The 19,117-nt window shown below is 56.7% G+C and carries 16 protein-coding genes and 1 tRNA gene; 13 read left to right on the top strand and 4 right to left on the bottom strand.

The genetic code is table 11. The annotated features are described in order from the left end of the window. Nucleotides 1-4: 4 nt before the first annotated feature. Nucleotides 5-1,789 (bottom strand): DNA polymerase III subunit gamma/tau, encoded by a 1,785-nt coding sequence (locus tag BMW31_RS03975; RefSeq protein WP_091821333.1) that lies wholly within the window; start codon nt 1,787-1,789, stop codon nt 5-7. 91 nt (nt 1,790-1,880) lie between these two features. On the opposite strand from BMW31_RS03975, the gene BMW31_RS03970 reads away from it, so the two are divergent. The 9 genes from BMW31_RS03970 to mfd all read left to right on the top strand — a co-directional run bounded on the left by BMW31_RS03970 (nt 1,881) and on the right by mfd (nt 12,345). Then, nucleotides 1,881-2,219 carry an FtsB family cell division protein gene (locus BMW31_RS03970; protein WP_091821330.1) on the top strand — a complete coding sequence of 113 codons (339 nt, stop codon included), beginning with the start codon at nt 1,881-1,883 and terminating at the stop codon, nt 2,217-2,219. Continuing rightward, nucleotides 2,203-2,634: a hypothetical protein gene (locus BMW31_RS03965; protein ID WP_091821326.1), complete on the top strand. Its 432-nt coding sequence runs from the start codon at nt 2,203-2,205 to the stop codon at nt 2,632-2,634. Before BMW31_RS03970 ends, BMW31_RS03965 begins: the two co-directional genes overlap by 17 nt. 111 nt (nt 2,635-2,745) lie before the next feature. Next, a complete protein-coding gene (locus BMW31_RS03960) occupies nt 2,746-3,549 on the top strand; it encodes a DUF4369 domain-containing protein (RefSeq protein WP_091821323.1) in 804 nt (267 codons plus the stop codon). A 25-nt stretch (nt 3,550-3,574) separates the two neighbouring features. Next, nucleotides 3,575-4,924 carry a dihydroorotase gene (locus tag BMW31_RS03955; protein WP_091821320.1) on the top strand — a complete coding sequence of 450 codons (1,350 nt, stop codon included), beginning with the start codon at nt 3,575-3,577 and terminating at the stop codon, nt 4,922-4,924. 31 nt (nt 4,925-4,955) lie between these two features. Next, a complete protein-coding gene (locus BMW31_RS03950) occupies nt 4,956-5,780 on the top strand; it encodes a vitamin B12 dependent-methionine synthase activation domain-containing protein (RefSeq protein WP_091821317.1) in 825 nt (274 codons plus the stop codon). Then, nucleotides 5,777-6,946 carry a metallophosphoesterase gene (locus tag BMW31_RS03945; protein WP_091821314.1) on the top strand — a complete coding sequence of 390 codons (1,170 nt, stop codon included), beginning with the start codon at nt 5,777-5,779 and terminating at the stop codon, nt 6,944-6,946. The genes BMW31_RS03950 and BMW31_RS03945 overlap by 4 nt, the downstream gene beginning before the upstream one ends. 1 nt (nt 6,947) lies before the next feature. Continuing rightward, nucleotides 6,948-7,706: a lysophospholipid acyltransferase family protein gene (locus BMW31_RS03940; RefSeq protein ID WP_091821311.1), complete on the top strand. Its 759-nt coding sequence runs from the start codon at nt 6,948-6,950 to the stop codon at nt 7,704-7,706. Between the two features lie 230 nt (nt 7,707-7,936). Next, nucleotides 7,937-8,686, top strand: a complete 750-nt coding sequence (locus BMW31_RS03935; protein WP_091821308.1) for a polyprenol monophosphomannose synthase — start codon at nt 7,937-7,939, stop codon at nt 8,684-8,686. 131 nt (nt 8,687-8,817) lie between these two features. Then, nucleotides 8,818-12,345, top strand: coding sequence for a transcription-repair coupling factor (mfd, locus tag BMW31_RS03930; RefSeq protein WP_091821452.1), 3,528 nt, complete (start codon nt 8,818-8,820; stop codon nt 12,343-12,345). A gap of 312 nt (nt 12,346-12,657) precedes the next feature. Here the strand turns inward: mfd and BMW31_RS03925 are convergent, their stop codons facing one another. Further along, the gene (locus BMW31_RS03925; protein ID WP_091821448.1) at nt 12,658-14,016 is read right to left on the bottom strand and encodes a TrpB-like pyridoxal phosphate-dependent enzyme; all 1,359 of its coding nucleotides are present in this window, start codon (nt 14,014-14,016) and stop codon (nt 12,658-12,660) included. Nucleotides 14,017-14,114: 98 nt separating this feature from the next. Here BMW31_RS03925 and BMW31_RS03920 point away from each other — a divergent pair, with 98 nt between their 5' ends. Then, nucleotides 14,115-15,527: a sodium:solute symporter gene (locus tag BMW31_RS03920; protein ID WP_091821305.1), complete on the top strand. Its 1,413-nt coding sequence runs from the start codon at nt 14,115-14,117 to the stop codon at nt 15,525-15,527. Here BMW31_RS03920 and trxB read toward each other — a convergent pair whose 3' ends face one another. Beyond that, nucleotides 15,528-16,457, bottom strand: coding sequence for a thioredoxin-disulfide reductase (gene trxB, locus BMW31_RS03915; protein WP_091821303.1), 930 nt, complete (start codon nt 16,455-16,457; stop codon nt 15,528-15,530). Further along, nucleotides 16,457-17,008, bottom strand: a complete 552-nt coding sequence (locus tag BMW31_RS03910) for a glutathione peroxidase (RefSeq protein WP_091821301.1) — start codon at nt 17,006-17,008, stop codon at nt 16,457-16,459. The genes trxB and BMW31_RS03910 overlap by 1 nt, the downstream gene beginning before the upstream one ends. A gap of 230 nt (nt 17,009-17,238) precedes the next feature. Here BMW31_RS03910 and BMW31_RS03905 point away from each other — a divergent pair, with 230 nt between their 5' ends. From BMW31_RS03905 to BMW31_RS03895, 3 genes are all read left to right on the top strand, one after another. Next, nucleotides 17,239-17,793, top strand: a complete 555-nt coding sequence (locus BMW31_RS03905; protein ID WP_143049143.1) for a lipocalin family protein — start codon at nt 17,239-17,241, stop codon at nt 17,791-17,793. A 24-nt stretch (nt 17,794-17,817) separates the two neighbouring features. Beyond that, on the top strand, nt 17,818-18,612 hold the full coding sequence (locus BMW31_RS03900) for a hypothetical protein (protein ID WP_091821295.1): 795 nt from the start codon (nt 17,818-17,820) through the stop codon (nt 18,610-18,612). Between the two features lie 379 nt (nt 18,613-18,991). Next, nucleotides 18,992-19,065: transfer RNA gene (locus BMW31_RS03895), tRNA-Arg, on the top strand. Nucleotides 19,066-19,117 lie beyond the last annotated feature (52 nt).

Raw genomic sequence — 19,117 nt, 5'->3', positions numbered from 1 at the left:
GGGTTCAGGTGAGTTCGAGGTTGAGGGCGTTGCGTAGCTTTTCGATGGCTGTGTTCTTCTTTCTGATTTCATCGAAAACCTCGCGCTTGGTCAGTATCTTCTTCACTTCCTCGGGTTTGGCCAGGCGTATGGAGAGCTTCATGTCGCTGTTGTGCAGTCCGCGCGACAGCGTGGCATGGATGCGCCCCTCTATTTGCTTGATGTCGTCAAGCAGCAGTGGGTTGTCGGCCACTATCTCCACGTTGGGATAGTTGGTTATGACGGGCGTCATGTTCTTCATGCGCTGCGCCAGTCCGGTGTACTGCCGTGGCATGCGGTTGCACATGGCAATCCACTGCAGTTCCAGCTCGTCCTGGGTGAACGCGTGCTGTTCATCCGGGGCGGGCTGTTCTTCTTCCTTGTCCTTGGCATAGTCGGGCTTGTCAGGACCTCGCAGGATGTCCTTGAAGGTCATGCCGATGGCGCCCAATTTCAGCACGGGCTTGGAGTTGGCGGCAGTGTCTTCAACAGGTTGGGGGGTAGCCGAAGGCGTGGGGACAGCATCCCGGTGGCGCGCTGCCTTCGTGGGGCGGGCTATCGGCTTCTCAGCGGCAACCACCCTGGAGGCTGCCTGGGGCTGAGATACTATCAGGTTCTTGAACAGGGATTTCAATCGTTTGGGGCTGCGCCCCGCGCCGGGCACGTCTTCGTCCTCGGGCTGGGTAATCTGCGCAACCTGTATGAGCGTGAGCTCTGCCAGCAGCCGTTTGTTGCTGCTCTGGCGGTAGTTGATGTCGCAGCTGTTGAGTATCTGCAGCGCTTTATAGAGGAATGTAGCGGGGCACTTCTGTGCCTGCTCGCTGTACTTGAGCCGCTGTTGCTCGCTCACCTCCAGCAGGGGCAGCGTCTCGGGGTTCTTGGCCATGAGCACGTTGCGCATGTGGGAGGCCAGTCCGTTCATCATGTTGCCGCCGTCGAAGCCTTTCTCGATAACGGAATTGAACAGAAGCATGATGTCGGGAACCTTGTTCTGCAGGGCCAGGTCGGTAATGCGGAAGTAGTTGTCGCTGTCGAGTACGTTGAGGTCTTCGAGCACTTTGCGGTACGTGATGTTGCCTTGGCAGAAGCTGGCGGCCTGGTCGAAGATGGAAAGGGCATCACGCATGCCGCCGTCGGCCTTCTCTGCTATCACGTTGAGGGCCTCCTCCTCGTAGCTTATGGATTCCTTCTGGGCCACCATCTTCAGGTGGTTGATTATTTCGGAAACCGTCATCCGCTCGAAATCATATATCTGGCAGCGGCTGATGATGGTGGGTAGAATCTTGTGCTTCTCTGTAGTGGCGAGGATGAAGATGACATGCGCGGGCGGCTCCTCAAGTGTTTTGAGGAATGCGTTGAATGCAGCCTGCGACAGCATGTGCACCTCGTCGATGATGAACACCTTGTACTTGCCCGTCTGCGGCGGAATTTGCGTCTGCTCCATCAGGCTTTTGATGTTCTCGACGGAGTTGTTGCTGGCTGCGTCGAGTTCGAAGATGTTGTACGAACGGCCCTCATTAAAGGACTTGCAGCTCTCACACTGGTTGCATGCCTCGCCGTCGGCAGAGGGGTTCTCGCAGTTAATGGCCTTGGCGAAGATGCGGGCACAGGTTGTTTTGCCTACGCCGCGCGGGCCGCAGAACAGATAGGCGTGGGCCAACTTTCCGCTCTTCACGGCATTCTTCAGCGTGGTAGTAAGGGCTGCCTGGCCCACAACGGAGTCGAATGTCATCGGGCGGTACTTGCGTGCCGATACGATATAGTTTTCCATTTTATTTTCATCTTGTTGCTTGCAAAAGTAACTAAAAAAGTCGAGAATCTCAATTATATTTCCTATTTTTGCACCCGGAAAGAGAAACAATATGAACAGTCGTCTACGTGTAGTTTGGAGTTTCCTCAGCCATTATAAGTATCTTATCGTGGTTGTGCTGGGCATTCTCGTCGTCGGATTTCTCGATGAGAACAGCTTCATGAAGCGAATCCAGTACGAAATGCAGATAGACGACCTCGAAGTGCAGATATCCAAGTACAACAAACAGCACGATGCCGATGCCAAGAAGCTGCGTGAAATCAAGCGAAATCCCAAGGCCATAGAGAAGATAGCACGCGAACGCTACTTCATGAAGGCATCGGATGAGGATATCTTCGTACTGAGCGACGACGAGAAACCGACTGAAGAACAAAATGAAACAACTGAATAAGACTCAAAGTCTGATATTTCTGGCCGGAGGCGTGCTGATGGTCATTGGCGCAGGTTGCTACGCTTTCATGTGGCAGGAGAAAGTGGTGTGCTGGGTGTTCCTGCTGGGCACGGTTCTTTTCTCGCTCATGCAGCTCATGCAAAGCTACGAGGGCAACAACCCCGTTATCCGCAGGTTGAAGAGCATTCAGGGCATAGCAGACTTGTTCTTCGTGCTCTCCGGCATCCTCATGGCCGACTCCGCGTATCAGTTCCTGCTGCCTCTGTTCAACAATCGGAGCGGCAGTGGCTATCTTAACTACATCCAGTACGTGTACAACAAGTGGGTAATTCTGCTGCTCATAGCCGCCATTCTGGAGATATATACCACCCACCGGCTGGCTCATGAATTACGGAAAGAAGAGGGCAAAGAATGAAATTCCCAAAAAATTATAAAAGAGCAAGAATTTCATTTAATTTGCATAAAAATCTTTCTCTACATCAATTATAGATATTACCTTTGTCAGACAAGAACAAGAAAACGGTTTATGAATAAAGTATTATACGCGTTTATCACTCTGTTGGCGCTCACTTCGTGTGCGGATACCTTTGATATTCAGGGGAGCTCAAATGTTTCCACCCTGGATGGACGCAAGCTGTACCTCAAGGTTCTGAAGAATAATGACTTCAAGAATCTGGATTCCTGCGATGTTGTGCATGGCCAGTTCAGCTTCTCCGGTACCGTAGACTCCGTGCGCATGGCCAGCATCTTCATGGATGATGAAAGCGTACTGCCGCTGGTCTTGGAAGGTGGAGACATCCTGATAAAGATAGACAACACCCAGCAGAACGTGAGCGGAACCCCTCTGAACGATAAACTTTTCAAGTTCTTCAATAAATACACGCAACTTAAAAACCAGGAGGCAGAACTCGTACACAGGCATGACCAGGCCATCATGAATGGCGGCGACATGGATGCCGTTAATGCCCACCTCAATGCCGAGGCCATGAAACTGTCCAAGCAGGAGGACGATTTGGTGACAAACTTCGTGACCGAGAACTTCGACAACGTGCTGGGAGCAGGCGTGTTCTTCCTGGTCACCATAGGCAACGAATATCCCATGCTCACTCCCTGGATAGAAGACATCATGAGCAAGGCCACCGATAACTTCAAAAAAGACCCCTACGTGAAGGACTACTATCAGAAAGCACAGGAGAACGAGCAGATTATGAACGGCCTGAAAGATACTCCCGCACCGCAGGCCCCGCCTGCAGCAGTGCAGCCGGAGACGGCTCCCGCTCCTACGCCCAGCGACCTGGCAAAGCCGTCGGAAGCCCCGCAGGCTAACTGACAAGTAAGAAACGAATGACAAATAGATGAAGATAAGGATTGTTGGTGGGACGGTAGTAAACGAGGGACGGTCATTCAAGGCCGACATCGTGACAGAAAACGACCGTATTGCTGAGATTATCGAAGATACGAAAACTCCCCGTGGAAGCTACAATCAAGAAGTAGATGCCACGGGGTGTTTTGTTTTACCGGGCGTCATTGATGAGCATGTGCACTTCCGGGAGCCCGGACTTACGCGCAAGGGCGACATCGGGAGCGAGAGCCGGGCGGCAGCTTACGGAGGCGTAACGTCCTACTTCGAGATGCCCAACACCGTGCCCCAGACCACTACTCCGGAGGCGCTGGCCAGCAAGTTTACACTTGCACGCGAGAAAAGCCACGTAAACTACAGCTTTTTCTTTGGCGCCACAAACGACAATGCGCCGCTTTTCAAGCAGCTGGACTGCCACAGCATTCCCGGCATCAAGCTCTTCATGGGAGCCAGCACGGGCAACATGCTCGTCGACAAGACGGACTCCCTGGCCCTTGTATTCCGCACCGCAGCCGATTTAGGGCTGCCTGTAATGACGCATTGCGAGGACACCGCCCTCATCAACCGCAACATGAGCGAGGCCAAAAAACGGTATGGCGACGACCCGCCCATAGCGCTCCACCCGCTCATCCGCTCGGCCCAAGCCTGCTTCAACAGCAGTTCGCTGGCCGTAAGGCTGGCCCGCGAGAACGGCACCCGCCTCCACATAGCCCATGTAAGTACAGCAGCCGAATTGGAACTGATAACTGCCAACGCCCCTGCCGAGGCTCTCCCGCAGATTACGATGGAGGCTACACCGGCCCATCTCTTTTTCTCCGACGCCGATTATCACGACCTTGGCGCACGCATCAAGTGCAACCCGGCCGTGAAGACGGATGCCGACCGCGCCGCATTACGCAAAGCGCTGGCCGACGGACGCATAACTTGCATAGGCACCGACCACGCCCCCCACGAGCTTGCCGACAAGCAGGGCGGATGCGCCAAGGCCGCCTCGGGCATGCCGATGGTGCAGTTCTCGCTGCCCCTGATGCTGGAGCTGGTTGACCGGAAGGTGCTTACCATCGAGCGGCTTGTCGAGCTTATGAGCCACAACCCGGCCCGGCTGTTCGGCGTAAACGGCCGCGGATACCTCCGCAAGGGCTGCAAGGCCGACATTGTTATCGTGAAGCCGCATTCGCCCTGGACCGTTACGGAGCGCACGATACAGAGCAAATGCAAATGGAGCCCGCTGCTGGGGCACCGCTTCAGCTGGCAGATACGGCAGACGCTCTGCAACGGCCGCCTGATTTACAACCTGGGGCAGTTCGACGAAAGCAGCCGGGGCGAGGCCATCAACTTCAGATAAGGCGCCCTTGCCCGGGGCATACACAAACGAAATGGAACTGAAGAAGCACATAGACTACAGCATTAACGAGATATCCCCTTACATCAACTGGATTTATTTCTACCATGCCTGGGGACTCAACGGCAAGCCCGCCGCCGAGCGGGAGAAGCTGCGCGCCGAGGCCGAGGACATGCTCCGCGAGTTCCAGGGGCGATACCTTACGCATGCGGTGTTCGGCATCTTCCCCGCCAACAGCGACGGCGACGACCTCCTGGTGGCCGGTACGCGCATACCGCTACTGCGCCAACAGCGCCCCGCTCATGAGGGTGAACCCAACCTCTGCTTGTCCGACTTCGTCCGTCCGCTCTCCTCCGGCAAGCCCGATGAGGTGGGTCTCTTTGCCACAACCGTTGATGCAGCCATGGAACAGGACTACAAGGGCGACGCCTACAGGCAGCTGCTGTCGCAGACACTGGCCGACCGGCTGGCCGAGGCCACGGCCGAACGCATGCACCAGCAGGTGCGTACAACCTTCTGGGGCTATGCACAGGCCGAGCAGCTCTCCATGAGCGAGCTGCACCTTGAGCACTATCAGGGCATCCGCCCGGCCGTGGGCTATCCCTCGCTGCCCGATACGAGCCTCAACTTCATCCTCTCCGGCCTCATCGGCATGAAGGATATCGGCATCCGACTCACCGAGAGCGGCATGATGACGCCCCACGCCAGCGTCTCCGGTTTCATGTTCTCTCACCCCCAATCACGATATTTTGACCTCGGAAAGATAGGCGAAGACCAGCTTACTGACTACGCCCGCCGCCGCGGCATACCCGTTGAGCTGATGCGGCGCTTCCTTGAATCGAGCTTGTTGAAAAGATGATAGCACGCATTTTCATACCCATCATATTGGCGATAGTGCTGCCCGACCTTTATATATACGTGCACTATCTGAGCCGCCGCAACAGAATGAGGTGGTGGAAACGGCTGCTGTGGTGGCTGCCGGGCCTGCTCATGATGGCCTACACAGTGGGGCTGACCTCCATCCACAACTTTGCACCCGACGACATGTCGTGGCTCAGCCTCTATCTCATCCTCGTTGGGCTCTTCGTAATGCCCAAAGCCATCTTCGTACTCTGCTCCGCACTGGGCCTGGCATGGTGCCGTCTGCGCCACTCGCACCACAATTGGGGCAACCTGGTGGGGCTCCTGCTCGCCGTGTTTGCGGTGTACGTGCTGCTCTACGGGTCGCTGTTGGGCTACCGCAAGCTGGAGGTAAAGCACGTTGACGTGTATTTCAAGGACCTGCCCCCGGCGTTCGACGGCTATCGCATCGTACACTTCAGCGACCTGCACCTGGGCACTTTCCAGGGCGGATACGAGCAGTTGGTTGAACGCGACATCGACAGCATAAACGCCCAGCAGGCCGACCTGATAGCCTTTACGGGCGACTTGCAGAACCTGCAGCCGGCCGAACTCTACCCATTCCAAGACATGCTGGGCCGGCTTAAGGCCAAGGACGGCGTCTTCTCCGTACTGGGCAACCACGATTACAGCATGTACATAGACGCCGACCCGGCCGTGAAGGTGGCCAACGAGCGCGAAACCGTGTCGCGCCAGCGCCAGTTCGGCTGGAACGTACTGCTCAACGAGCACCGCTCCATCCACCGCGGACAGGACTCGATAGTCATTGCCGGCGAGGAGAACGACGGCAAGAAGCCCTTTCCCCACAAAGCCAATTTGGAGCAAACGCTGCAGGGCGTGGACGCCGGAGCCTTCGTGGTGCTGCTGCAACACGACCCTTCGGCGTGGCGGCGCACCATCCTCTCGTCCTCTCAGGCACAGCTCACGCTGAGCGGTCACACGCATGGCGGGCAGCTGAGTATCTTCGGTTTCCGCCCTTCTCATCTGGTTTGCCGCGAAGACTGCGGCCTCTACATGGAGGCCGACCGTGCCATCTACGTTTCTGCCGGTCTGGGCGGACTCGTCAGGTTCCGCTTTGGCGTGCCGCCGGAGATAGCAGTCATCACCTTGCATAAACTCCAATAACATGAAATACCTGTACCGTCTCTATCAGCTCTTCATTGTGTTGCCGCTCTTCCTGGTGGCATCCGTGCTCACCTCCCTGGTAACAGTTATCGGCTGCCTCATAGGCAACGGCCACTTCTGGGGCTACTATCCCGGCAAGTGGTGGTCAATAGTTGCCGTGCGGCTGTGCCTGCTTCCCATCCGCATCAAGGGCAGGGAGAACCTCGAAAAGGGGCAGTCGTACGTCTTCGTGAGCAACCATCAGGGCGCGTTCGATATCTTCGTAATCTACGGGTTCCTAAACCGGAACTTCAAATGGATGATGAAGAAGGGCATCCGCCGCATCCCCCTGGTGGGCATAGCCTGCGAGGCGGCTCACCACATCTTTGTAGACAGGAGCGGCCCCAGCAAGGTGCGGGCCACCTACGACAAGGCCCGCGAGATACTGAAGGAGGGCATGTCGCTCGTCGTTTTCCCCGAAGGCTGCCGCACCTTCACCGGTCACATGGGTTTGTTCCGCCGCGGTGCCTTCATGCTGGCCGACGAGTTGCAGCTGCCGGTGGTGCCGCTGACCATCAACGGGTCGTTCAACGTGCTGCCGCGCATGCGCGACTGGCGCTTCGTAACCTGGCATCCGCTCACCCTGACCATCCACAAGCCCATCGCGCCCAAGGGCAAAGGGCCCGACAGCGTGAAGCAGACAATGGACCAGGCCTACGCTGCCGTGATGGGCGGACTGGTGCCCGAGTACCAGGGTTACGTAGAGAATCCGGACCAGTAGCAGGCCTGCGGCAAAGCCGGTTGGGGCAAGTGCGAAAACAGAAGCTATGCTTCAAGCCGCCTGAAGGTACCGTTCAGGGGACTTGAAGGTATGGGTCAAGAGGCTTGAATGATACCTCTGCTGCAACGCCCGCCGGCAGGCAGTTCAGGCGGAGCTAAAAAAATATCCTCCCGCCCGGCTGTAATCACCAATCTTTTATTATCTTTGCAACTATTAAAAGCGATACACCTATGGAGCAGAACGACAGCATCGTCATCATTCCCACATACAACGAGAAGGAGAACATCGAGAAGATAATCCGCGCGGTGTTCGGCCTCGAGAAGCGTTTCCACATCCTCATCATCGATGACGGCAGCCCCGACGGCACCGCCTCGATAGTTCACCGCCTCATGGAGACCGAGTTCAGCGACCGCCTCTTCATCATCGAGCGCAGCGGCAAGCAGGGACTTGGCACGGCCTACATAGCCGGTTTCAAGTGGTCTCTGGCCCGTCAGTACGAGTATATATTCGAGATGGACGCCGACTTCAGCCACGATCCCAACGACCTTCCACGCCTCTACGCGGCCTGCCACGACGAGGGCAACGACGTGGCTATAGGCTCCCGCTACGTGAGCGGCGTGAATGTGGTGAACTGGCCCATGGGTCGGGTGCTGATGAGTTACTTCGCCTCGCAGTACGTTCGGCTCGTTACGGGCTTCAGCATACACGACACCACGGCCGGCTTTGTGTGCTACCGCCGCCGTGTTCTCGAGACCATACCGCTGGACGAGGTACGTTTCAAGGGCTACGGGTTCCAGATCGAGATGAAGTTCACAGCCTACAAGATAGGCTTCCGCATCAAGGAAGTGCCCGTGGTCTTCGTGAACCGCCGCGAGGGAACAAGCAAGATGAGCGGCGGTATCTTCGGCGAAGCCTTCTTCGGCGTGATACGCCTGCGCCTCGACGGATGGTTCCGCAAGTACCCCACGATAAAGAATTAAACCTTACCGCGAGCGCCTGACCGGGCACTCACAGTGCCATGGACCGGCTGCGCGATGCCGGCGGCACAGCGGGCCGGGCGTTTCGGTTACGCTACATGCCTCCGCCTGCCGGGGGCCTCATGAGCTATCCGATGAATATAACAGACATCATTCAACTTTACGGAGCGTCGCCAAAGGCCGGAGCGCTCCTGAAGACCCTGCAGGAAGACTCCGTACGGAACGTTTTCCTGCAGGGTCTCGTGGCCTCTTCGGCCCCCATGGCCTTTGCTTCCGTGGCCTCGCGCCTGCACCGCCCCGTGCTTTTCATGCTGCAGGATGCCGACGAGGCCGGCTACTTCTATCACGACCTCACGCAGCTGTTGGGCCAGGAGAGCGTGCTCTTCTTCCCCTCCACCTACCGCAGGGCTGTGAAGTACGGCCAGCGAGACAGTGCCAACGAGATACTGCGGACGGAGGTTCTGGCCCGCCTCTCTGCCCTCTCTGGGGGCAGCAACGGGCCGGCGGAGGCGCTGTTCATCGTTACCCATCCCGATGCCCTGGCCGAGCTGGTGGTGAACAGGCAGCGGCTGGACGAGCGCCGGCTCTCTCTCAAGGCCGGACAGCGCGTTACCGTAACCGCTGTTGAGCAGACCCTGCGCCGGTTCGGCTTCCGGTTGGAGGACTATGTCTATGAACCGGGCCAGTACGCCGTGCGTGGCAGCATCCTCGACGTGTACTCCTACTCGTGCGAGTTCCCGTTCCGCATCGACTTCTTCGGCGACGAGATTGACACCATCCGCACCTTCGAGGTGCAGGACCAGCTGTCAAAAGACCGCCGCACGGAGGTGGAGATTGTGCCCGAACTGGCCTCCATCGAGGCAGAGAAGATACCTTTCCTGAGCTTCCTGCCTGCCAACACGCTCCTTGTTGCCAAGGATTTTGAGTACATTCGCGATACGATAGGCCACATCTACGGCGAGGGTTTCTCCGCCCAGGCACTCACTGAACAGCTCGAAGGGGCCACGGAAGTGGAGCAGGAGCAAATCAGGCGCAGCCTCATCAAGGAGAACATGCTCTGCAGCGCCACGCAGTTTGCCGAATCGGTAGGATCCTTCAAGAAGATTGTCTTTGGCGCGGCGGCCTCTGTCTCGGCCAAGCAGAAGAGTCTGCTGGCCTCATCCGGCACTGCCGCAACTGCCGGTCAGGCCACGCTCAACTGGCAGATATCGCCGCAGCCGCTGTTCCACAAGAACTTCGACCTGCTCCGTCAGTCGCTCGAAGACTATCTGTTGCAGGGCTACAAGCTCTACATCCTGGCCGACAGCAAGAAGCAGCAACAGCGTCTGCGCGATATTTTTGACGAGCTGGGAACCGACCCCGAGCGCTCGCCTTCTAACGAGCAGCGGTCGTCTGTATCGTTCATGCCCGTTGACAAGACCCTGCACGAGGGTTTTGCTGACAACGAACTGAAGCTCTGCTTCTTCACCGACCACCAGATCTTCGACCGTTTTCACAAGTACAGTCTGCGCAGCGACAGCGCCAGAGCTGGCAAGATGGCGCTCACTATGAAGGAGCTGCAGGAGATGGAGCCAGGAGATTACATCGTGCACGTTGACTTCGGCATCGGCAAGTTTGGCGGTCTGGTTCGCGTACCCACACCAGAGGGCGGCTACCAGGAAGTTATACGCATCATCTACCAGAACAACGACAAGGTTGATGTTTCCATTCACTCGCTCTACAAGATAAGTAAATACCGCAGCCAGGACAGTGGAGAGGCCCCGAGGCTTAGCACCTTGGGCACCGGAGCATGGGAGCGGCTCAAGGAACGCACAAAGAAAAGGATTAAGGATATAGCCCGCGACCTCATTCGCTTGTACGCCAAGCGGCGCCAGGAGAAAGGTTTTGCCTACAGCGCCGACTCATTCATGCAGCACGAACTGGAGGCCAGCTTCCTTTATGAGGACACACCCGACCAGCTGAAAGCCACCCAGGAGGTGAAAAGCGACATGGAGAGCGCCCGCCCCATGGACCGGTTGGTATGCGGCGACGTGGGCTTCGGCAAGACCGAAGTGGCCGTGAGGGCGGCCTTCAAGGCTGCCTGCGACTCCAAGCAGGTGGCCGTCATGGTGCCCACTACGGTGCTGGCATTCCAGCATTACCAAACTTTCAGGGGCCGGTTGAAGGACTTTCCCGTCAGGGTAGACTATCTCTCGCGGGCCCGCTCGGCCAAACAGACCAAGCAGGTGCTGGCCGATTTGGAGGCCGGAAAGATTGACATCCTCGTAGGAACGCACAAGCTTATCGGCAAAAACGTAAAGTGGCACGACCTCGGTCTGCTCATCATAGACGAGGAACAGAAGTTCGGAGTCTCCACGAAGGAACGCCTCCGCACGCTCAAGACCAACGTCGACACCCTCACCATGAGTGCTACGCCCATTCCGCGGACGCTCCAATTCTCGCTCATGGGTGCCCGCGACATGAGCATTATACGCACACCGCCGCCCAACCGTTACCCCATCCACACCGAGCTTGCTACCTACGGACACGACGTGATAGCCGATGCCATCAACTTCGAGATGAGCCGCAACGGGCAGGTCTTCTTCGTCAACGACCGCATCTCCAACCTTCCGGAGATTGCCAGCCTCATCAGGAAGCACGTGCCCGATTGCCGCATAGCCATCGGCCACGGTCAGATGTCGCCCGACGAGCTGGAGAACATCATCATGGGTTTCATCAACTACGACTACGATGTGCTGCTTTCAACCACCATCGTAGAGAACGGCATCGACATTCCCAACGCCAACACCATCATCATAAACGATGCTCACCGCTTCGGACTCTCGGACTTACACCAGATGAGAGGCCGCGTGGGGCGCTCCAACCGCAAGGCTTTCTGCTACCTGCTGGCCCCGCCCAAGAGCGTGCTCACACCCGAGGCGCGCCGCCGGCTGGAGGCACTGGAAACCTTCTCCGAGCTGGGCAGCGGCTTCAACCTGGCCATGCAGGACCTCGACATACGCGGAGCGGGCAACCTGCTGGGTGCCGAACAGAGCGGATTCATGGAGGACCTGGGCTACGAGACCTATCTGAAGATAATCAAGCAGGCCATGGCCGAGCTCCGTAACGAGGCCGACACCTACCTGGATGCCGGCGACGAAAGGGGCCGAGAGGCTGTGGCAGCATTTGTGAAGGATGCCTCCGGCGACGATTTTGTTGACGACTGTGCCATCGAGAGCGACCTGGAGATGTACTTCCCCGACAGCTACGTGCCCGGCTCCAGCGAGCGCATGCTGCTGTACCGGGAGCTTGACAACATTACGGACGACCGCGATTTGGAGGCTTACCGCCAGCGTATCATCGACCGCTTCGGCCCTGTGCCCAAGGAGGGAGAGGAACTCATGAACGTTGTAGCGCTGCGCCGCATCGGCAAGAGGCTTGGTTGTGAGAAGATAACCCTGCGCCAGGGGCGCATGAACATGCAGTTCGTAGGCAATCCGCAGAGCCTTTACTACCGCAGCCAGGCCTTCGACCGCATTCTTTCCTACATCGGGCGCAACCCCCGCCGGTGCGACCTGAAGGAAATCAACGGCCGCAGGCTGATGCACGTCAGTAGCGTGGCATCGGTCGGGGAGGCCGTGGCCGTGCTGCGGGACATAGAGAAGGGGCAGGCTGAAAGCTGAAGGCGCGGTTGCAGAAGCCCCCTGTCAGGCAGCCTGAATGAATGAAAAAAAGGGGCTGAAGGATAACTTCGTGAACTTTCGACACTTGTCGCACGATGATGCGACAGGTGTCAAACGATTGTGCGACAAGTGTCGAAAGTTCACGAAGCACATCTTTTGAAAGCCCTCCGGCCAATTCCGGCAACTCCAGGGCAGGCTTCCCGCCCCCTGCCCCACTTGTTTCCGCACGCCATCCACAAAAAAACAGCCGGGCAACAAGCATCTACGCTTGCTGCCCGGCCGACTATATAATAAGGTGACAAGCCGCGGCACTTACACCTGCGGCACAGCCTTGAGGTTCTCGGCTATCTCCTCGTCGGTTACTGTATAGTTGTTCAGGTCGCCGTTAATGTAGCTGTCGTAGGCCGTCATGTCCAGCAGTCCGTGGCCCGAAAGATTGAAGAGGATGACCTTCTGCTCACCCGTTTCCTTGCACTTCTTGGCCTCGCGTATAACGGCAGCTATGGCGTGGCTGCTCTCCGGAGCCGGGATGATGCCCTCGGTGCGGGCAAAGAGCATGCCGGCGGCAAAGGTTTCGAGCTGCGGAATGTCTACGCCGTGCATGTAGCCGTCCTTGAGCAGCTGGCTGATAATGACGCCCGCGCCGTGGTAACGCAGGCCTCCGGCGTGGATGTTGGCCGGCTTGAAGTCGTGCCCCAGGGTGAACATGGGCAGCAGGGGCGTGTATCCGGCCTCGTCGCCGAAGTCGTATTCAAACTTTCCCCGTGTGAGTTTGGGGCAGCTGTTGGGCTCTGCCGCGATGAACTCGGTGCGTTTGCCGTCCTTGAGGTTATGGCGCATGAAGGGGAAAGCTATGCCGCCGAAGTTGCTTCCGCCACCAAAGCAGGCGATGACGGTATCGGGATATTCGCCTGCCATTTGCATCTGCTTCTCTGCCTCCAGCCCTATGATGGTTTGGTGCAGAGCCACGTGGTTGAGTACAGAGCCCAGGGTGTACTTGCAGTTGGGCGTGGTGGTGGCCAGTTCTATGGCCTCGGAGATGGCCGTTCCGAGCGAGCCGGGGTGCGTGGGGTCGCGGGTGATGATGTCTTTTCCGGCACGCGTCGACATTGATGGCGACCCCTCGACCGTTGCACCGAACGTTCGCATGATGAAGGAGCGGTAGGGTTTCTGCTGCAAACTTATCTTTACCTGGTACACGGCGGCCTCAAGGCCGAAGATTCTGGCCGCATAGCTGAGCGCTGCTCCCCACTGTCCGGCCCCCGTCTCGGTAGTAACATTGGTCACGCCTTCCTGCTTGCAGTAGTAGCATTGGGGCAAGGCAGAGTTTATCTTGTGCGAACCGAGGGGGTTGGTGCTTTCGTTCTTGAAGTAGATGTGGGCCGGCGTGTCGAGTGCCTGCTCCAGTTCGTAGGCCCGCACCAGCGGTGTGGAGCGGTAGAACCTGTACTTCTCGAGCACCGCCTCGGGTATGTCAATCCATGCGTGCTGCTGGTCGAGCTCCTGCTTGGAGCACTCCAGGCTGAAGATGTGTGCCAGGTCGTCGGCTTTCAGCGGCTCGTGCGTGGCCGGATTGAGGGGCGGCAGAGGCTTGCTAAGCATGTCGGCTTGGATGTTGTACCACTGTGTAGGGAGCTCGCTCTCCTGCAGTAAAAACTTTTTTTGTCGCATATTCATGAAGCGTTGGTTAGATTTTTACACGGACAAAGGTACTAAAAATAGTTCTATCAGAGGCCTTTAATCGGCAATCTTTTCGTAATTTTGCACGCATGATTATCATTCTGACCATCTTCCTTTACTTCTGCGTGCTGCTGGTATTCAGCAGGCTGACGGCCCGGACGACCGACAACGACACCTTCTTCAGAGCCAACCGCAAGTCGCCCTGGTACATGGTGGCCTTCGGCATGATAGGAGCATCCATCTCGGGCGTGTCGTTCGTCTCGGTGCCGGGCATGGTTCTGAAAACCGGCATGACCTACATGCAGACCTGCATCGGCTTCATCTTCGGCTATATAGCGGTGGCTTTTCTGCTCCTGCCCGTATATTACAGGCTCAACCTGACCACCATCTACAGCTATCTGCAGCAGCGGCTGGGCGAGCGGTCGTACAAGACGGGCGCGGCATTCTTCCTCCTTTCGAAGATGACGGGGGCCGCCGTGAAGTTCTACGTGGTGTGTATCATCCTGCAGGAGTTCGTGCTCAATGCCCTGGGAGTTCCCTTCGCGCTTACGGTAACGGTGCTGGTGGCGCTCATCTGGCTGTACACGCGCAACGGCGGAATAAAGACTCTGGTGTGGACGGACAGCTTTCAGACGCTCTGTATGTTCACTGCGCTCGTGCTGATTATCGTACACGTAACGGGTGCCCTGGGCCTCACCGCGGGCGAAGCCATTGAGGCAGTGGCGCACGACGGCCGCAGCCGCATGTTCGTTTTCGACGACTGGGTGTCGAAACAGAACTTCTGGAAGCAGTTTCTGAGTGGTATCTTCATCGTGATTGTGATGACCGGACTCGATCAGGACATGATGCAGAAGAACCTGACCTGCAAGTCGCTGCGCGCTGCTCAGAAGGACATGTGCTCTTACGGGCTGGCTTTTGTGCCGGCAAACCTGCTGTTCCTTGCCCTTGGCGTACTGCTGGCACAGCTTGCGGAGCGTGAGGGAATGGCGCTGCCGGCATCGGGCGACGAGCTGGTAACTATGTTTGCAGCCAGCGGAAGGCTGGGAGAAACGGTGGTGGTGCTCTTCACCGTGGGCATCGTGGCTGCCAGTTTCTCGACTGCCGACTCTGCCCTTACCTCGCTCACCACGAGCTTCTGCATCGACATACGCAACAAGCCCGACGACGAAAGCTATCGCCGCCGCGTGCATATCCTGATGGCCGCGGTGTTTGCAGGGTTCATCCTGCTGTTCCGTGCGGTTAATTCAACCAGCCTGATAGATGCCGTCTACATCATGTGTTCCTACACCTACGGCCCGCTGTTGGGGCTTTTCGCCTTCGGACTGCTCACCAACCGGCCAACCAACGACCGCCTGGTGCCTCACGTTGCCGTGGCTTCGCCCTTCTTGTGTTTTGCCTTGGATACAATAATAGCCGAACTTACAGGCTATAAGTTCGGCTATGAATTGCTGATGCTCAACGGCGCCTTGACCTTTGCAGGCCTCTGGCTCGCCAAGCGGTAATTACTGGTTGAGGTACCGCTCGGCCTCCAACGCGGCCTTGCAGCCCGAGCCCGCAGCCACGACAGCTTGCCGGTAAGTGGGGTCGGCACAGTCTCCGGCAGCGAAAACACCCGCCACGCTGGTGCGCGGAGTATCGCCCTGGACCTTGATGTAGCCCACTTCGTCCATGTCGAGCTGCCCCTTGAAGATGTCGGTATTGGGCTTGTGGCCGATTGCGAGGAAAAATCCGTCGATGGCGAGGTCATACTTCCGCTCGTCTGCTTCTCCCTTGCGGTACACCACGTGGGCACCTTCAACGCCGTTGTCGCCGTAGAGTCCGAGCGCATTATGCTCGTAGAGAATCTCTATCTTGGGGTTGTTTGCCACCCGTTTCTTCATTACTTCCGATGCGCGCAGGTAGGGTTTGCGCACCAGCAGGTACACTTTCTGGCAGAGACCGGCCAGGTAGATGGCCTCCTCACAGGCCGTATCGCCGCCGCCAACCACGGCAACGGTCTTCTTGCGGTAGAAGAATCCGTCGCACGTTGCACAGGCGCTGACGCCCTGACCCATGTATTTCTGCTCGTCGGGCAGGCCGAGATACTTAGCACTTGCACCCGTTGCAACGATTACGGTGTCGGCCTCAATCTTGTCGCCGCGGTCGGTCGTGGCCACGTAGGGCGCCTTGCTGAGGTCTATCTCGGTAATGATGCCGTCGCGAACGTCGGTACCGAAGCGGCGTGCCTGTTCCTGCAGGTCCGCCATCATCTGGTTACCGTCAACGCCCTGCGGGTAACCCGGGAAGTTCTCCACGGTGGTGGTAGTGGTCAGCTGGCCGCCCATTTGCAGCCCGCAGTACTCTATCGGCTCCAGATTAGCTCTGCCGGCATAGATTGCGGCGGTGTAACCGGCGGGGCCGCTGCCTATAATCAGGCATTTCGTATGTTCCATTATTTCAAGAGTTCCTTTATCTGTTGCTCAATGTTCTCTATCTTCTCGGTAGGCTCGAAGCGTGCTACCACGATGCCCTTCTTGTCGACCAAGAACTTGGTAAAGTTCCACTTGATGTCCGGATTGTCCTTGTAATTGGGGTCGGCCTCACTGAGCATCTTGTCAAGAACAGGGTAGATGGGGTGCGACTCGTCCCATCCGGCGAAGCCCTTCTGCTCCTTCAGATACTTATACAGTGGGTCGGCATCGTCGCCGTTCACCTTGACTTTCTTGAAGCGAGGGAACTCCGTACCGTACGTGAGCTTACAGAAGCTGTGGATGCTCTCATCCGTTCCGGGGGCCTGTTGGCCGAACTGGTTGCACGGGAAGTCGAGAATCTCGAAGCCCGCAGCGTGATATTGCTCGTAGAGTTTTTCCAGTTCTTCGTACTGGGGGGTAAATCCACACTTGGTGGCAGTGTTTACGATGAGGAGAACCTCATTGGAATACTCTTTTAAGGACACTTCGTTACCTTTTCTGTCTTTTACAGAAAAATCGTATACAGTCTTCATTTTGTTTATGATGTTTATAATGACAATGCAAATATACGAAAAAGATTAGACTTCGGATGGTGGTTTTACAGATTTTATGTTTTTTTTGTTAGCGAGGGGGAAAGCTCCCAGAAGAGTAGGGATTTTCCTACTCCACAATATGCGAATTACGCTTGCAGCATGCCCACTTATAGCTAATTTTGCAGCAGAAACATTGAAAGTTACTGACGACAATTAAAAAGCAAAAAGATATGAAACGGTATTTTACACTGATAACAGTCATGCTGATGGCCCTGACGACCTTCACCTTCAGCTCTTGCGAAGTTGACCCTGACACCGAAATAGCCACCACCCTCTGGGGCACATGGAGCGGTTCCATCTCTTCCGTATACCGTGACAGGTGGGGACTGCAGGGCAACAGCTACCGTACTACCATCCAGTTCAACACCGACGGCACAGGTTACGAGGTCGACTACGACGTGCGCAACCCCTACCGCAACTACGCCTACACCCCCTTCAACTGGTATGTGAGCCACGGACAGATAGAGATTGACTACGACGATGCCGACTGGACCACCGCCTACATCTACGATTACGAACTCACGGACTACAGCTTCTCGGGCATGCTCGACGACGGCACGAACCGCGACATCTACTTCAACCTGGCCTTGCAGCAGAGCTTCGACTGGGATCCCTACTGGGACTACATGGGCTATGCCAAGCCAACCATCGGCATGATACGCACCGACTCCATGGGCGGACATGCCTCCAAGAGCGGCGAATTCGCAAGAACAATGAAAAAATAAAATAACTTTCTAAATTACAGGATTATGAAAAAGGTATATCAATTCATGCTCGTGGCTGCAGCAGCCATGTTCATCTTCGCCTCCTGCAGCGACGATGACTACTACTGGGACGACCGCGACGACTATTACTTCGATGTAGAACAGGCGCTCGACGACTACTTCTACAAGTACGGCGCCTTCGGTACTGACGACCAGACCACCGCCAACTGGTTCTCCAGCAACTACCCCGACGCCTACCAGAGCGACTGGAACGACTTTGTGAACGGCATAGCCCAGGAGCGCGACGCCAACAAGCGGGCTATGGCGCGCATACTCACAACGGGCGCATGGAACGGCCCCATGAAGATGAACTGGCGCGACCAGGGCAACAGCCAGTACCAACAGGCAAGCTGCACGGCCGAGTACGACTTCGATTTGGCCAAGAGTAACGCCGCCTACGGACGCGGAAAAGAAACGCGAACCGACTACTCCGACGGCTCTGCCGATACGCAGACAGCCTTCAACTGGGAAATAGACGACTACGGAAACATCATCCTCGACTTCGATTCAGATGAAGGACAAGGCAAGGGAGTGGAAATGGTAGTCTACTACGCAGACCTCAATCTCGACGACGATCAGAACCTGTTTGCCGGCACCATGACCAGCAACACCGAGGGACTTGACGAGTATGACGACTTTGAATTCCATCGCGCCAGCTACGCCAAGGCAGCACCGGGCGCACAGAAGCAATCGAGCGGCCTGAGCTTCTCGGGCAAGGGAACCCCCAAGAACGCACTTACGGCAGTTAAAAGGAGCGTAAAAACCAACAGCCACCGTTAGGAGACTGACCATATACAACGCAAGCGGAGGCTCTCACAAGAGCCTCCGCTTTTTGCGTTCTCCTCCCGGCACCTGCGCAAAAAGCTCCCTCCGGCAGTCTGCAAGGCATCGGAAAAAGATGCTGAAGATATGCTCCGTGAACTTTCGACAAGTGTCGCACAATCATTCGACACTTGTCACACCATCGTGCGACACTTGTCGAAAGTTCCCGCTCCACACAAACAACACCCCCGCAGCTGCAAGCCGCCACTCTCGGCAGGCCGAGGCAAACGGCAAGGCGGCAGCGCCAGGCGGACATCAAAAAGCAGAGGCAGCGCCATAAATTCGGTCGTTTTCTTTGGTCGTTCTGTTTTTTTTCCTTACTTTTGCATCGTCTTACGGCTCCGTAGCTTAGCTGAATAGAGCGTCAGATTCCGGTTCTGAAGGTCCTGGGTTTGAATCCCAGCGGAGTCACTAAGCAAGAATTTCATCATGAGAAGCCTCACTCCGGCTTCTCATTTTTTAT

The organism is Prevotella sp. kh1p2 (assembly GCF_900111525.1).
Classification (GTDB): domain Bacteria; phylum Bacteroidota; class Bacteroidia; order Bacteroidales; family Bacteroidaceae; genus Prevotella.
The sequence above is the reverse complement of the archived record's forward strand: the minus strand, read 5'-3'. Positions and strand labels throughout refer to the sequence as shown.